We start from the raw sequence: 13948 nt of genomic DNA, 5'->3' as shown, positions 1-13948 counted from the left end.
GGATGCAGCTAGATATTTCGCCATTTGTCACATGTACACCTGAGGAGACAGTCCATCCGGGAGTGCGGCTCTATACCGTCAGCTACTACAGTCAAGACTTGCTGGTAAAAGCTGCATTGGCTGTACCAGAAGCCTATTTTCAGGAGGGAGCAAGTCTGCCAGCTCTCCTGTATTGCCGAGGGGGGATTAAAGGAGTGGGACGCGTCAGACCGGAGAGAATCAGTCAGATGGCTGCTTTTGGATACGTGGTCCTCGCTCCTCATTACCGTGGCAACGAAGGTGGAGAGGGTCGGGATGAATTCGGAGGGGCAGACAGGCATGATGTGTTTGCCGCATTCGAATTGCTCCGAAGCCTGGAGAAGGTGGACAAGGGGCGAATCAGCGTTTACGGCTTTTCACGTGGCGGCGTCATGGCCTTGTTTGCTGCAATGGAGTGCAAGGACGTGCTGTCTTGCGTTGTATGGAGTGGCGTCAGCGACATGTTTTTGACCTACGAGGAGCGGGTTGATCTGAGAAGGATGCTGCGCAGAATCATCGGTCACCCGCGTAAGCAGGAGGATGCCTATCGCGATCGGACGCCTTTGTATCGGATTGACGAGATTTCTTGCCCCGTGCTGATCATACATGGAACGGAAGATGAGAATGTGGGAGTGGAACATGCTCATAGATTGGCAGATGCGCTGACGCGGGCAGGCAAACCGTATGAAAAATGGCTGGCGCAAGGGGCCAGCCATCTGTTTGTCGGAGAAGATATCGAGATGTATACGCGCAAGATGTTTGCTTGGCTGGATGCACAAGCCTAATCTTCTTTGGGTGTAAGCGGCAGTGTGATGATGATTTCCGTGCCTTTCCCCAGCTTACTGTTCACGTGCAGCTCTCCACCGTGGTTTTCGACCATTCGTCGCGAGATCGGCAGCCCCAATCCTGTCCCATCCTCTTTTAAGGAGAAGAACGGATCGAATATACGCACGAGATACTCTTGGGAAATGCCTTCTCCCGTGTCTCTGACATGAATATGGACAGCTTGATCATCCAGGTTGCTTTCAATGGAGAGAACGCCGCCGTCTTTCATGGCTTCAATGCTGTTTTTCATTAGATTTAACAGGATTTGCTTTAATTGCTCGACATCGACGTGAATGCGAATGCTTGGATCACAGCGATCTACGATTTCTATTCCATGCAGCATGGCCTCGGCTTTCATCAAGGGAAGAATCGAATGAACGACACCGGCTAGTGCAACCTCGCGATAATCGGGCTTGGACGGTTTGGAGAGCATCAGCAACTCCGTCACGATGCGGTTGACTCGTTCAATTTCCTGCAAGATTAAGGGCAAGTAATACAAATCACGCTCTTGATTCGATAAGCGTTGTTCCAATAGCTGGATAAAGCCGTAGATGACCGTTAGCGGATTGCGGATCTCATGAGCGGCTCCGGCAGCTAGCTGACCGACCATGGCCAGCTTCTCGGATTGATTCAAGTACTCTTGAATTTGCTCCTGCTCCGTAATGTCCAAGAAGGCGACCATCCACCCCGTTTCCTGATCGTGGTGATGATTGTGCAAAGGGATGTACGAGACCAGGGCAATGAATGGCGTGTCGTCTTTTTTGTATAAGGTCATTTTGCGATTGACGAACCAAGGAGTCGGCTCATTGCATGTGGGTGCTTCAAAGGAATCCTTGGACACCGGGTAGCCGTGATCGTCGAGCTTGACCAAATGCTGTGCCAGCTGGTTTACATGACGACCGACTGTCGCATGGGAATGGGTAATAATACCAACAGGCAGGGAGTTTAAGATTTGCTCCCGGATGTTCTTTTCTTCGGTCAAAATTTGCCGCTGCCTTTCATCTTGTGCGAAGAGATTGGCGATGCTGCTCGACATTTTGTTGAACTCCTGCGCCAACTCAAGGAATTCATCTTGATGGGTATAGACGATTTGCTGACCGAATGTTCCTTTGGATACTTCACGTGCTTGCTGCATCAGAGATTGGATCGGACGCAACAGCTCATTGCGGAAGTAAAACGTGCAGAACAGACCAAACAAGATAGAGGCTACGGAAACCGAATACGTCAGGATCAATGAGACTTTGATACTCTCATTCGAATTCTGAAACTCTTTGTTCGTCTGATACTCCAGCTGATTGAGTGAGAAAGAGAGATCTCGATCCAATCGATCGAGCAAGGGCTTTACATCGTTGTCTAGTACATAGCTGACAGCTGGAACATTTCCTGCTTGCAGCAACGGATTGATTTTGTTCAAAAAGATAAAGTCCAGTTTGGAGATGGATTCAATAATGGAAAACAATTCGCTGTTCGCCTCCGTTTTGGGAAGCGAGGAAAAGCGAGCCGTATCAATCAGATTCGTATAGTACTGATCCAGGTAAGATTCGTCTCGTGTTAATGTATACATGTTTAGCGCATACGTCTTGGTGTAGATCTGATTTTTGACTTCCAGTAAGGCGCTCGTTTGCGGCAAGAGGTTTTGCGTCAAATACACTTCATCAGAGGTGACCTTGGTCATTTGATAGCTGAACAGAGTCGTCACGCAACCGATAAGAAGCATCATTACGAGATAGCTGAGCATGATTTTTTTCTGAAATCCGAGATTGCTGAAAAGGGGCATGCTAATTAACCTCCATACGAGCCACGGGAAGGAATAAGATTTTTCAGTTCCCGTTCCAAATCTTCACGAACATTTGTTGGCACCATGTGACCGAATTGACTGAACTGGTTGACTCCTTCGGCAAGCCCGTACATAACTTTTCCATTAGGGAGTTCCCCCTGAATGAACTCCTCCATGATGATGCGGTAGCATTGGCGAACATCCTGCATCATGGAGGCCAGCACGTAGTCTGGAGCGATGTAGCGTTGATCGGCAATATATCCGATGGTGAATACTTTTGAGCGTTGCGCTTCTGTAATCACTTCGAGATTGAAGCTGTCGCCTGTGGTGTAGATCACATCCACCCCTCGTGAAATCATGTCGCGAGTCGTGAGAACGGCTCCCTGAATATCATTGAAATCAGGAACTTTTCCCACGACCACAGTTGTTTGGGGCGATGCCTTTTTCACTCCCTCGATAAAGCCTTCTACTTGATGGATTTCTGTGGGCTTGTCCACCATGATGTATCCGACTTTATCCGATTTCGTCATTTTCGCGGCAAGAATACCTACGAGCTTGCCGGCAGGCTTCATATCGTAGCGAATAGTCGTCTGATTTGGATGCGGAGCCTCACCGTTAAAGGAGAGGAAGTGTGATTTCGGATAGCGCTGTGCCACTTCTGTAAAAGGATCGGAGAAGATGAGGCCATGACCGAGTATGAGATCATAGTCATTGGCTGCATACTTCTCAGCCACCTTCGTGATTTGCTCCGGTTTGATGTTGTTGGCGATTTCGAGTGAAAAGTTATATCTTTTTTGCAGTTCTGTCATGCTCTCCAGTGCACTGCTGTTCCAGCCCTGATCGTAAGTGGGGCCCTCCAATAACAGGGCGACACGCACTTTGTCAGAAGAATGGCTGCTTTTATTTATGACTTTATCGAGATGTTTCATGCTGGTAACGAACTGACTGGTAATGAGCAGAAGCAGCCCGACTACTAAACCGGTAAATAAGACGGGAAATGGCAGCAGCTTTGGCATGCGGGATTCCTCCATAGAAAAAAAGCATAATCCATTTGAAAATATAGATACATGTCATGCCTATTATATCGGTTCTCTGAAGGTTGTGCATGGAAAAAAGGGATACGGACAGGCTAAACATATGGAGAATAGATCCTCCTGCCAATAGGGAACAGAAGGGAGGCGTACACGCGATGGAAAACGATATGTTGGAAATCCCCCAGATTCATATTCCTGATGAGGTAACACAGGTCGATCGACCAGAGATTGGAGAGACCACTCCACATCCGAAACCAGATAGCCCTCTAGCGTCGAGCGGGACAGCCGAACCCGCCAGCGACAACGGTTCGAAAGAGAGCAGCGAGCGAATCGGATTTATTTCATAATGCCGATCGGATTTCGAGCTATTCGACAAAAGTAGTCATTTTCTCTCGTGGACAAGGCTTGCGATTTCTGCAAAAGTAGGAAGTAGAATAGCAAGCGAGATGCGAGGGGATAAGATTGCATGGCCCGATTGCTGATAGTAGATGACGCAGCCTTCACGAGAAGGGTGCTGACGGATATGTTAGGCGAGCAACATGAGGTTTGTGGAGAAGCGAGCAATGGCTTGGAAGCAATTGAAAAATACAAGGAGCTCAAGCCTGACATTGTTACGATGGATATTACCATGCCGCACATGCATGGGATCGAAGCCATGCGTCACATCTTGGATTTTGACCGAGATGCCAAAATTTTGATCTGCTCGGCAGTCGGGCATCGGCAGAAAGTGCTGGAAGCGATGAAAACAGGAGCGAGTGATTTCGTCGTGAAGCCTTTTCAAAAAGAGCAGATTCTCGATGCAATCGCACGACTTTTGTAAACAGGAAAAGGCAAAACAGCCGCCAAATCCCGGGTGGGGTGGCGGCTGTTTTGCTATAAGACGAGATTTACAAACTGATTTCTGTTCCAATGCCGTTTGCTTTCGCCCGTTCATAGACCGTTTTGGCAACGGCTGTGTCCAAATAGGCAACCCCCACGGATTTGTACAGCGTGATTTCTTCATCGTTTTCTCGACCAGGCTTTTTCCCAATCAAAATGTCTCCCAGCTCAGCATGCATTTGTTCGAAGCTCCATTCTCCGCGTTCAATCGGAATGAGCAGATCGCCTGCTTCGTGCTGGGCTCCCTCCAGTGTATCGACCACGACTTTGCTGTTTTGTACGGTAGTCAAGTCGACCTCCTGCATATGGGGGAGAAAAGCACCGATGGCATTGATATGCGTACCGGGGCGCAAACATGTTCCATCAAACAACGGGCTGGTAGCCTTGGTGCTGCAAATCACGATTTCGGCATTCGCAACCGCTTCATTGGCATCATCCATGACCGTGATTTCGCCTTGCCACTCCAGGTAGAGGGAAAGTAGAGTTTGTTTCATTTCGTCCGCTTTCTCTCGCGTGCGGTTATAGAGATAAATGTTTGTCAGCGGACGGACTTCCATGACGGCTTGAATCTGCCCGATCGATTGTGCCCCGCAGCCCAAAACAGCGCAGCTTTTCGCCTTTTCTTTTGCCAAGTATTTGGTTGCAACGCCACTGCTTGCACCTGTGCGCATAATCGTCAACAGACTCGCGTCCATCATCGCCACATGCTGTCCCGTTTTTGCTTCGGTCAATACGATCACGCTTTGGAGTGCTTTGATATCGTGCTTGTGATTCTCAGGGAAAATGCTGATGATTTTTACCGCTACATAATCGTCCGTTTCCAAATAGGACGGCATGTATAGACTGGTCGCTCCGAATTTCGGATGGTCAATGGCAGTACGAACAGGTGTAGTGACGTTTCCCAGCATATGCTCACGGAAGACGTGCTCCACATCTTCCAAGCAATCTTTCATCGTGTAGATTTGTTCAATGTTTTCACGGCTTAATATTAGCATTTCATTCTTCCTTTCCATCAGGATTCGTCTAAATTCAAATCCTTTGTTTCCTTCGTAGCAGAGATGGCGATCAGAGAGATTACCCCGGAAATCACGATGTACAAGGCGATGGGCACCCAGGAGTTAAAAGTGCTTAACAAGGCAGTAGCGATCAGCGGAGCAGTACCACCGGCCAAAGCAGCACCGAGCTGGTAGCCACCGTAACCCCAGTATAGCGTACATTCGTACTGAAAATCTCCGAGAACATCGTACCCAATACAGCTGTCACTGGAGCCCAGAGAATGCCGAGTCCGATGACAGTAGCGACGGTAAGCCACAGGGCCGATTTTAATGACAGCATATAAAAGTATGGAAATGCAAATAGCATCATGGCTACTGTCCCTGTGATATACAACGGCTTTCTGCCGAATTTATCAGACAGCATGCCCATGTACGGAATCGCGATGGTTGTTACCAAGGTAGCGATCGTGACGGCATTTAGCGCCGTTATTCGGTCGTACCCCAAGTAGTTGGTCGCGTAGGCAATGATAAATGTCGAGAAAATATAGAATGGCGCCGTCTCAACGACCTTGGCTCCGACGGCAATCAGAACGGCTTTCCAGTGGTAACGGAATGTATCTACGATGGGAACTTTTGCGATGTTCCCGGTCGCTTTTGCTTCTTGAAAAGCAGGTGTCTCATCGATGCCATTGCGAATCCAGAGTCCTACAAAGACAAGTGCCGCACTCAACAGAAACGGAATTCGCCAGCCCCAAGACATGAATTGATCATCTGGAAGTGCACTCATCAAAGAAATGGCCAACGTACCGAGCAGCATGCCGATCGTAACACCCATTTGAGGGATACTGCCAAAAAAGCCGCGTTTGCCTTTGCCGGAGTACTCTACGGCGAGAAGCAATGCACCTCCCCATTCACCGCCGATCCCCAAGCCTTGAATCAAACGCATCAGGACGAGAAGAATCGGAGCCCAAACGCCAATGGCATTGTAATCAGGCAGCAAACCGATCAAAACGGTAGCGCCTCCCATCAGGGACAACGTCAAGACCAGTGTCTTTTTGCGACCGATTTTGTCTCCGATATGACTGAAGATGACGCCACCCAAAGGCCGGATGAAAAACGGAAGACCAAATGAGAGATAAGAGAGCAGTAAGCCTACATTTGGATCAGAAGAAGGAAAAAATAGCTTGTTGAAGACGAGCGATGCCATGGTTCCATACAGAAAAAAGTCAAACCATTCAATGGAGCTGCCAATGAGGCTCGCGACCAACGCTTTGTTTTGAACCTTTTTGGAAACGGCAGTCTGTGTTTGTAATGCCATCGGGTAATCCTCCTTTGTCAGTAGACATTGAAGTGTCACTTCAATTCAAGAGTGAAGTAGCACTTCAATTTTTGAGAATAAAGCGATTACATATCTGATAATAATAAAAATTATAAAATGCAAAATAATTTGTAGCAATAGTAAAAATTGATACTTGTGCTAACTTTACAACTTTTTTCAGGAAAGAGTATGATAGACCTATCCTTTTTACGGCGAGGTATGCAAATGGAACCTACCATTGGTGTATTAATCAAATCGCTTCGTGTCGGCAAAAAGAAGACACTCAAACAAATCGCGGAAAAAACACAGCTGTCGATCAGCTTTTTGTCCCAAGTAGAGCGCGGAAAGTCTTCCATTACACTGGAGTCTTTGAAAAAAATTTCGGAAGCCTTGGGAGTGAGCCCAGGCTATTTCTTTTCGGGTGAGTCGAGTGGGGGGAATGAGCAGGTACGCAGGGCGAGCAGAGAGCGATCCCAGCTTCAGCGTGCGCCTTTTGTGTATGAGGACCTGTCCGGGCGCTTGGCGAATCCGTCGCTGGTACCGATTCTCGTCACGCTTTCGCCGCATGGAGAAAAAGGCACGCCTTTTGTGCACAAGGGTCAAGAATTTATTTACGTCCTTGAGGGTGCGCTGACTCTTTTGCTAGGGGAAGAGGAGCATGATTTGTTCCCTGGTGACAGCATTCATATGGATTCATCCGTATCGCACAACTGGATGAATCGTACAGGCGAGGTCACCAGGTTCCTTTGTGTCAATTCGCATGACAGCGACATGATTCCGACCGCTCCTTATTAATTGACCGAGAGCGTTTAGCGAAGTCATGTTTTCTACTATAATAAAGGAACGCGTAGAAAAGAGCGGTAAAGAGGTGAAATTGTGCCCGTAGAGCCTAACTATTTTCAACAGTATCAGCATGCTGATATCGATGAATTAGCTGATGTCATTGGAGAACTTTTGCAAAATCCGATAACGGTTGAAGATGCCGATCATAAACTGATTGCTTACAGCTCGCACGGAGAAAGCACAGATGAAGCGCGGTGGTCTACCATCATGGGGCGACGGGTGCCGGAAAAAGTGCTGACGCGCCTGTGGAAGGACGGCGTATTTCAGGAGCTGTTAACGCAAGACGACCCCGTACACATCCCAGCCAAGGACGAAATAGGCTTGGGTAAGCGTGTGGCGATAGCTATTCGCAGAGGGAGCGACGTGCTCGGCTATATTTGGGCACAAGAGGTGAATCGACCGATTACCCGGGAAGATGATGAAATTCTTCGTCAGGCAGCACGTGTAGCTGTCTCGCGTCTCATCCAGCGGCAGGGAAAACGCAAGGCGGAGGAGCAGCGACGCAAGGAATTTCTGTGGGAGCTGTTACTGGGGAATCACAGCAGTGAGGCTGCCATTCGTCAAAAAGCGGACATCTTGCAGATGCAGCTTCCGACCTCTTATTTAATCTGTATTATTGAAGCGGCAGGAGCGCGTCTGGATCAGTACTTGTATCCATTATTAATGCGTGACAAGCTGCTCTGGGTTGTCGACGGCTCGCAAATCATCTTATTGATCGGTCTGTCCGAAGCGAAAAAAGAGAAGAGTGACGTGCTCATTCGCAAGGTGGAACAGTTCCTGTCCGACTCGCTCGGCAAGCTCGAAGCACATGTCACGGAAGGACGTCAGGTGATTGCCGGGTACGGGAGAGATTACAAGTCCTATACGGATATTGTGAAAAGCTACAGGGAAGCGCTTCACGCGCTCAAGATCAAGAAGCTGTTTCCGCAGGAAAATGAGGGCATTCACGGGTACCACGAGCTTGGGATTTATCGATATCTACTACAGTTGAAGCAGTGGGAAGAGGAACAGGGCTATCAGAATGAACGGCTGGAAAAGCTCAGACAGTACGATCGCGACAATCAGACCACGCTCTTGACGACATTAGAGACTTTTTTGGATGCAGCAGGCAAGGTCAACAAGACAGCAGAGCGCCTGCATATTCACATCAATACATTGAGCTACCGACTGAGACGAATTGAGGAGATCATGCGTGTCGATCTCGACAATATGAACCAGCGGGCCGCCTTATACTTAGAGCTGAAAATCGCGAAATTAGATGGGGAACAGTAGTTTGTTTGTGAATTTTCACAAATGAAAATACGCTAAAATTAAAGGAATCTCCAAGGAGTATGCCTGAAGATACGCTGTACAATAATAGTAATCGCAAAGAAATCGGCGTTTCCAAGGAGGACATACTTATCATGATCGTTGGAATTCCAAAAGAAATTAAAAATAATGAGAACCGTGTAGCTATTACGCCAGCAGGTGTAGCTGCTTTAGTACAAAACGGACATTCGGTTCGTGTAGAAACAAGTGCAGGGCAAGGCAGCGGTTTTACGAATGAGGATTACAAGGCAGTAGGCGCTGAGATCGTGGAAACAGCAGCAGAGGCATGGGCGGCTGACATGGTGATGAAAGTAAAAGAACCACTTCCTGCTGAATACGGATATTTCCGCGAGGGTCTGATTCTGTTCACCTATTTGCATCTCGCACCAGAGCCTGAATTGACTCGTGAATTGATCGATAAAAAAGTGATTGCAATCGCTTACGAAACCATCCAGCTCGACAATGGCGCTCTGCCTCTGTTGATGCCGATGTCTGAAGTAGCAGGCCGCATGTCCGTTCAAATCGGCGCGCAATTCTTGGAAAAGCAATACGGTGGAAAAGGCGTTCTGCTCGGTGGCGTACCAGGTGTACCAAAAGGCGAGGTAGTCGTCATCGGCGGCGGAATCGTAGGGACAAACGCAGCGAAAATGGCACTTGGACTGGGTGCAAATGTAACGATCATCGATGTAAACGCAGACCGTCTGCGCCAACTGGATGACCTGTTCCAAGGCCGCGTTCAGACGCTGATCTCCAATTCCTTCAACATTGCAAGCGCTGTGAAAAAGGCAGATTTGCTGGTAGGCGCTGTACTCATTCCAGGCGCTCGTGCTCCACGTCTGGTAACAGAAGATATGGTAAAAGAGATGACACCTGGTTCTGTGATCGTAGACGTAGCGATTGACCAAGGTGGATCGATTGAAACCGTAGATCGCATCACGACGCATGACAAGCCGACCTATGAGAAGCACGGCGTGATTCACTACGCGGTAGCCAACATGCCTGGTGCAGTCGCTCGTACATCTACATTGGCCCTGACCAACGTAACCGTTCCTTATGCGGTACAATTGGCAAACAAAGGCTACGCACAAGCGATTCGCGACAACAAAGCATTGGCGAAAGGCGTAAACGTCATCGACGGCAAAGTAGCTTACAAGGCTGTCGCTGATGCGCATAACCTGCCATATGCTTCTATCGAAGAAGTTTTGCTGGTGAAAAACTAGCTTCAACGTAAATAAAAGAAGAAACTGCTTGCCCGAGTTTACGGCAAGCAGTTTTTTTATTCATTCATTCGGTCCAAGCGGGTCAGGGTATTTGACTGAACCCATCTTCATTTTTCCGGAATCACTTAAGTACATATGCACCTGGATTTGGGTTAGGGAATCAGGTGTGAGCTTATTGCGTTTGCGTATTTCATACTTTCGCCAAGCCTGGTAGTCTTTTTTAAACAAGCTTTCCTCCAAGCTATACAGATCAACCCCTGCTTTGACTCCGTTTAGAAACGTCCCGCGAATTTGCTCAGCTACCTGTTTTTCGGAATTTTTTCGTACGAAAGCAGGAGTAATCGCACTCATCATTTCACGAACGAATCCTCTTAGTCGGACATTGACCTGATAACGAGGATACTCCCCTGTGGTAATCGGAATGATCTCCAAGTGAACGTGATCGATGCGCATGGTTGCTTTGGGGGTGTTGTTTTGTCTCACGATGAGTCCAGCAAATTCCGTGTTATTATTCATCCACCGAATCCCCATTAAATCACGATTGGAGAAGTAACCTTGCCAATGTCCACGATGAATGGCGTGGATGCCATCGACGGAGAGGCGCGAGATGAAGCGGTTATTTTCTTTCCACGAATGCTCGTAAAGCGTGATGTTTGGCAATAACACGGTGTTTGACGGCTCCCAAAAGTTAGAGATAAACCGAAAAAATTGGATCGGTTCGATAAACGAACGCTGCTCGTAAACATCCTTTGGCTGATGCAAGATAGAGTCCAATGGAGAGAATCCGACCAAAGAATGAGAGCTTAAGACTTTGTCAATCGGCTCCCGCGTTCCGAATACCCACTTGGTGTAACGAACCAGACCGTATCTGTTCATAATATCGTGGGAGGTGATAACGCCCTTTTGCAAGAGGCGCTCATGAAATACGAGGGAGGATACAAAGCCTAGAAACAAAGGTACCTGTGCGTTTTTTTGCAGGTTATCAAAGGCAGACTGAAGCGTTTTCCCTTTTCCGATCGAAATGGTGGCATGTGGAGCTTGAAGGGCCTTTGATGATTCCTGCTTGGCGACGGTAGACAGATCGGTGGATTGGGCGTATAAAACATACTCATTGTTGATGTAATCAATGCCCATCGCAGATAAGTAGCGAAGGTCCTGAATTGATTTCTGATCCCAGCAGCCGCTAAGAAGTGTAGTTGCCAACAGCAGCATAACCGAAGCAATCTGCATGTACTTCATTTGTTATCGCTACCCTTAGCCGCTCTTGTCCGAAAAAAACTGGTCATGGATTTGAACAAGACATTGAACAGTGTGGACAAGGAGTTGGATGAACCCATCAAAATATACGATCTGCCAAAGGAGGTCAAGGTGGACAAGTAGTACACGATGGCAATCATTCCGAGGATAAAGCCGTACATGCCAATGGTCGCAGAAAGGAAGAAAACGGCGAAACGAGCAACTGTTACCGCGCCGCTTAATGACTGGTTGACCAGTGTGAAGGAGGCGACGACGGTAAGTGAGCCGATAAACAGCATCGAAGGAGATGTCAGCCCGGCACGAATAGAAGCATCCCCGATAATCAGTGCACCAACCAGTGCCAGTGTTTGCCCGACATTTTTTGGCAGACGGGCACCTGCCTCGCGCAGAAATTCAAAAATGAATAAGATGATAAATAGCTCCATCGGCGCGGAAAACGGCAGCCCTTTTCGGCCTTGCGAAACGGTAGCGAGCAATTGAAAAGGATATTGCTCGATATTATAGGCGGACAGTGCGATCCAAAAACCAGGCAAAAAGATCGCGATCCAAAATCCCCCTAGGCGCAGCATGCGTTCCAGCCATACATAGGTAACAGGATATTGATCGTCTTCAGGAGATTTGATCAGCTGAAGTAAGGTTACAGGTGCCACGAGGGCCAAGGGAGAGCCGTCTACCAACACGACGACCTTACCTTGCAGCAGCATGTAAATCGCATAATCAGGACGTCCCGTATAATCAACTAAGGGAAACAGCGAATGAGTGTTGTCACTGAGTAATTTTTCCAGGATAGCGCTATTCAAGATCTTTTTTTTGGTGCATCCAAGGAGCCTCTCACGCATCATCTCTACGAGATCTGGAGATACCCCATCTGTGATATACATCATTGCCACTCTCGTACGCGAGCGTGTTCCGAGAACAAAAGGCTCGTAGGCCAGGGTAATGGTTCGCATACGCTTGCGAACGAGAGCCACGTTGGTGGAGAGATCCTCGACGAAGCCGTCCCGGGGACCTTTGATCGAAATCTCTGTATTGGCTTCCTCAGTACCACGCTCCGGCCGATTGGAGATATCCCAGGCGAATGGTGGCGAGTCTCCAATGAAAATCAGCAAATCTCCTGCAAACAGTCGTTCAATCCACAACTCTGGATTTGTGAAGAGCGGGAAAAGGGGCAGGGAACGCAAATCACCAATAGCCAGGAATCGCTCCAATTGCGGCAAGGCCGTATCTTGTAATTGACGAACGTCTGCCAGTCCTTCGCAATAAAGCATCAACACAGGCTGGTCTTCGGATGTGACCGTACGAATAAAAACGACGTCTGCACAATGCGCGAATTTTGCCCGCAATTCTTCTTCAAGGGTCATGGCCTATTCCCTCCTGCTTGGATGGCTTGCGCAGAGTAACCAGAATGAGTGCGAGAGTAATCACAACGATAATGGCTAAGTAAAGCGGATAGTATACGTGCGTCAGAAATGATACGAACTGCATGTCGCTGAAGGGGAGGCTGGTAAAGGCGATCATGCTTCCACCTAGAAAGATCATCATGAATTTGCGCTGTTTTCGGGTACGGAACGTGAGTAAATCCCCCAAGAGCAGCAAGCAAATGGTGATACGTATAAAAGCCCCAGCGAGCCATTGAAAAATCGAGAAAAACTCCATGTTCTCGATGTCTTTTCCAATTGTGAGCAGCCGCCATTGCTCAAATGCCGGAAAGCGTTGACGCGCAGACTCCACAGGTCCAAATTCCGCGATAGCCCCTGTCAACGGACTCAGTGTCAGCAGAAGCGTGATGCCGAGCATGATCAAAAAGTGTACGAGACGAAATGGCTTACGTACGTGAGGCTGGAGCAATAGCAGTAGAAACATCTCTGAAATACCGCCACCTACATAGAGCATCCCGTGCAAAAGAGGACGATACCCATGCTGGAAAAGGGGCAACAAAAGACTATAATCCTTTTTAGGAATATTGCCAAAAGCGACGAAAAATCCGAGCATAACCACGACGGGCAGCAAGATTCCTGCTGTGATTCCTACGGAGGTGATTCCCCCAATAGCAGCGAGTATACATAGGCACATCAAGGCAAATGCGGTCACCCACTCGGGCGTTCGAGGCAAGTAGTTAACAGTTGTCCATGTCTGTGTATCGATAAGATTCGTTAGCGCCATCATGTAAAGGCAAATCATGATCGGAACGAGCAAGAGATTGGTGACTATTTTTCCCGATCGCTGCATGAGCCATTCATACAAGGATTGTTGATTCAAATTTCGATGAATCACAAACAGAAGATACGCCCAGAAGGAAAAGGGGATGCCCGCAAGCAACACACTCAACCAAGCATCTCTGCCTGCTTTGCTAAGTAAGAGGGGGATGACGGTTACGTGGTTCGTAATGCCAATCGTCAGCATCATCACCATTATGGCTTGACCAATCCCGATTTTTCCGTCCACTTTCATGTAAGACTTGTCCCCCTGTGCGT

The 13948-nt window shown here is 48.1% G+C and carries 12 protein-coding genes and 1 pseudogene; 6 read left to right on the top strand and 7 right to left on the bottom strand.

The window, feature by feature from the left end:
- Positions 1-2: 2 nt before the first annotated feature.
- The gene (locus ACFYU8_RS19755) at positions 3-803 is read left to right on the top strand and encodes an alpha/beta hydrolase family protein (protein ID WP_390302587.1); all 801 of its coding nucleotides are present in this window, start codon (positions 3-5) and stop codon (positions 801-803) included.
- Here the strand turns inward: ACFYU8_RS19755 and ACFYU8_RS19750 are convergent.
- Together ACFYU8_RS19750 and ACFYU8_RS19745 are read right to left on the bottom strand one after the other, a co-directional pair.
- Positions 800-2620, bottom strand: coding sequence for an ATP-binding protein (locus ACFYU8_RS19750; RefSeq protein WP_390302492.1), 1821 nt, complete (start codon positions 2618-2620; stop codon positions 800-802). The two genes, ACFYU8_RS19755 and ACFYU8_RS19750, sit on opposite strands and share 4 nt — an antisense overlap.
- A 5-nt stretch (positions 2621-2625) precedes the next feature.
- Positions 2626-3636, bottom strand: coding sequence for a BMP family ABC transporter substrate-binding protein (locus ACFYU8_RS19745; RefSeq protein WP_390302489.1), 1011 nt, complete (start codon positions 3634-3636; stop codon positions 2626-2628).
- Between the two features lie 173 nt (positions 3637-3809).
- Here ACFYU8_RS19745 and ACFYU8_RS19740 point away from each other — a divergent pair, with 173 nt between their 5' ends.
- Both ACFYU8_RS19740 and ACFYU8_RS19735 read left to right on the top strand, forming a co-directional pair.
- Positions 3810-4001, top strand: a complete 192-nt coding sequence (locus ACFYU8_RS19740; protein WP_390302486.1) for a hypothetical protein — start codon at positions 3810-3812, stop codon at positions 3999-4001.
- A gap of 119 nt (positions 4002-4120) precedes the next feature.
- Positions 4121-4474 carry a response regulator gene (locus ACFYU8_RS19735; RefSeq protein WP_048034664.1) on the top strand — a complete coding sequence of 118 codons (354 nt, stop codon included), beginning with the start codon at positions 4121-4123 and terminating at the stop codon, positions 4472-4474.
- Positions 4475-4541: 67 nt separating this feature from the next.
- Here ACFYU8_RS19735 and ACFYU8_RS19730 read toward each other — a convergent pair whose 3' ends face one another.
- Both ACFYU8_RS19730 and ACFYU8_RS19725 read right to left on the bottom strand, forming a co-directional pair.
- A complete protein-coding gene (locus tag ACFYU8_RS19730) occupies positions 4542-5528 on the bottom strand; it encodes an ornithine cyclodeaminase family protein (RefSeq protein ID WP_390302482.1) in 987 nt (328 codons plus the stop codon).
- A gap of 17 nt (positions 5529-5545) precedes the next feature.
- Positions 5546-6846: pseudogene (locus ACFYU8_RS19725) on the bottom strand (MFS transporter).
- 225 nt (positions 6847-7071) lie between these two features.
- Here ACFYU8_RS19725 and ACFYU8_RS19720 point away from each other — a divergent pair.
- The 3 genes from ACFYU8_RS19720 to ald all read left to right on the top strand — a co-directional run bounded on the left by ACFYU8_RS19720 (position 7072) and on the right by ald (position 10217).
- Positions 7072-7641, top strand: coding sequence for a helix-turn-helix domain-containing protein (locus ACFYU8_RS19720; RefSeq protein WP_390302479.1), 570 nt, complete (start codon positions 7072-7074; stop codon positions 7639-7641).
- An 81-nt stretch (positions 7642-7722) separates the two neighbouring features.
- The gene (locus ACFYU8_RS19715; protein ID WP_390302476.1) at positions 7723-8961 is read left to right on the top strand and encodes a PucR family transcriptional regulator; all 1239 of its coding nucleotides are present in this window, start codon (positions 7723-7725) and stop codon (positions 8959-8961) included.
- A 131-nt stretch (positions 8962-9092) separates the two neighbouring features.
- Positions 9093-10217 carry an alanine dehydrogenase gene (ald, locus tag ACFYU8_RS19710; RefSeq protein ID WP_390302473.1) on the top strand — a complete coding sequence of 375 codons (1125 nt, stop codon included), beginning with the start codon at positions 9093-9095 and terminating at the stop codon, positions 10215-10217.
- A 60-nt stretch (positions 10218-10277) separates the two neighbouring features.
- Here the strand turns inward: ald and ACFYU8_RS19705 are convergent, their stop codons facing one another.
- The 3 genes from ACFYU8_RS19705 to ACFYU8_RS19695 are packed head-to-tail and all read right to left on the bottom strand — an operon-like array spanning position 10278 to position 13925.
- On the bottom strand, positions 10278-11456 hold the full coding sequence (locus tag ACFYU8_RS19705; RefSeq protein WP_390302470.1) for a Ger(x)C family spore germination protein: 1179 nt from the start codon (positions 11454-11456) through the stop codon (positions 10278-10280).
- Entirely contained in the window at positions 11453-12835 is a 1383-nt protein-coding gene (locus tag ACFYU8_RS19700; RefSeq protein WP_390302467.1) for a spore germination protein, read from the bottom strand. Before ACFYU8_RS19700 ends, ACFYU8_RS19705 begins: the two co-directional genes overlap by 4 nt.
- The gene (locus ACFYU8_RS19695; RefSeq protein WP_390302464.1) at positions 12825-13925 is read right to left on the bottom strand and encodes a GerAB/ArcD/ProY family transporter; all 1101 of its coding nucleotides are present in this window, start codon (positions 13923-13925) and stop codon (positions 12825-12827) included. Before ACFYU8_RS19695 ends, ACFYU8_RS19700 begins: the two co-directional genes overlap by 11 nt.
- Between the last annotated feature and the right edge of the window lie 23 nt (positions 13926-13948).

The organism is Brevibacillus sp. NPDC003359, assembly GCF_042878995.1.
Lineage (GTDB): Bacteria > Bacillota > Bacilli > Brevibacillales > Brevibacillaceae > Brevibacillus.
This window is presented reverse-complemented; position numbering and strand designations above follow the sequence as displayed.

Bases quoted from the DNA above. Each gene is read 5' to 3' on its own strand.
- ACFYU8_RS19755 (WP_390302587.1), top strand. From the start codon at position 3: ATGCAGCTAGATATTTCGCCATTTGTCACATGTACACCTGAGGAGACA.
- ACFYU8_RS19750 (WP_390302492.1), bottom strand. From the start codon at position 2,620: ATGCCCCTTTTCAGCAATCTCGGATTTCAGAAAAAAATCATGCTCAGC.
- ACFYU8_RS19745 (WP_390302489.1), bottom strand. From the start codon at position 3,636: ATGCCAAAGCTGCTGCCATTTCCCGTCTTATTTACCGGTTTAGTAGTC.
- ACFYU8_RS19740 (WP_390302486.1), top strand. From the start codon at position 3,810: ATGGAAAACGATATGTTGGAAATCCCCCAGATTCATATTCCTGATGAG.
- ACFYU8_RS19735 (WP_048034664.1), top strand. From the start codon at position 4,121: ATGGCCCGATTGCTGATAGTAGATGACGCAGCCTTCACGAGAAGGGTG.
- ACFYU8_RS19730 (WP_390302482.1), bottom strand. From the start codon at position 5,528: ATGCTAATATTAAGCCGTGAAAACATTGAACAAATCTACACGATGAAA.
- ACFYU8_RS19720 (WP_390302479.1), top strand. From the start codon at position 7,072: ATGGAACCTACCATTGGTGTATTAATCAAATCGCTTCGTGTCGGCAAA.
- ald (WP_390302473.1), top strand. From the start codon at position 9,093: ATGATCGTTGGAATTCCAAAAGAAATTAAAAATAATGAGAACCGTGTA.
- ACFYU8_RS19705 (WP_390302470.1), bottom strand. From the start codon at position 11,456: ATGAAGTACATGCAGATTGCTTCGGTTATGCTGCTGTTGGCAACTACA.
- ACFYU8_RS19700 (WP_390302467.1), bottom strand. From the start codon at position 12,835: ATGACCCTTGAAGAAGAATTGCGGGCAAAATTCGCGCATTGTGCAGAC.
- ACFYU8_RS19695 (WP_390302464.1), bottom strand. From the start codon at position 13,925: ATGAAAGTGGACGGAAAAATCGGGATTGGTCAAGCCATAATGGTGATG.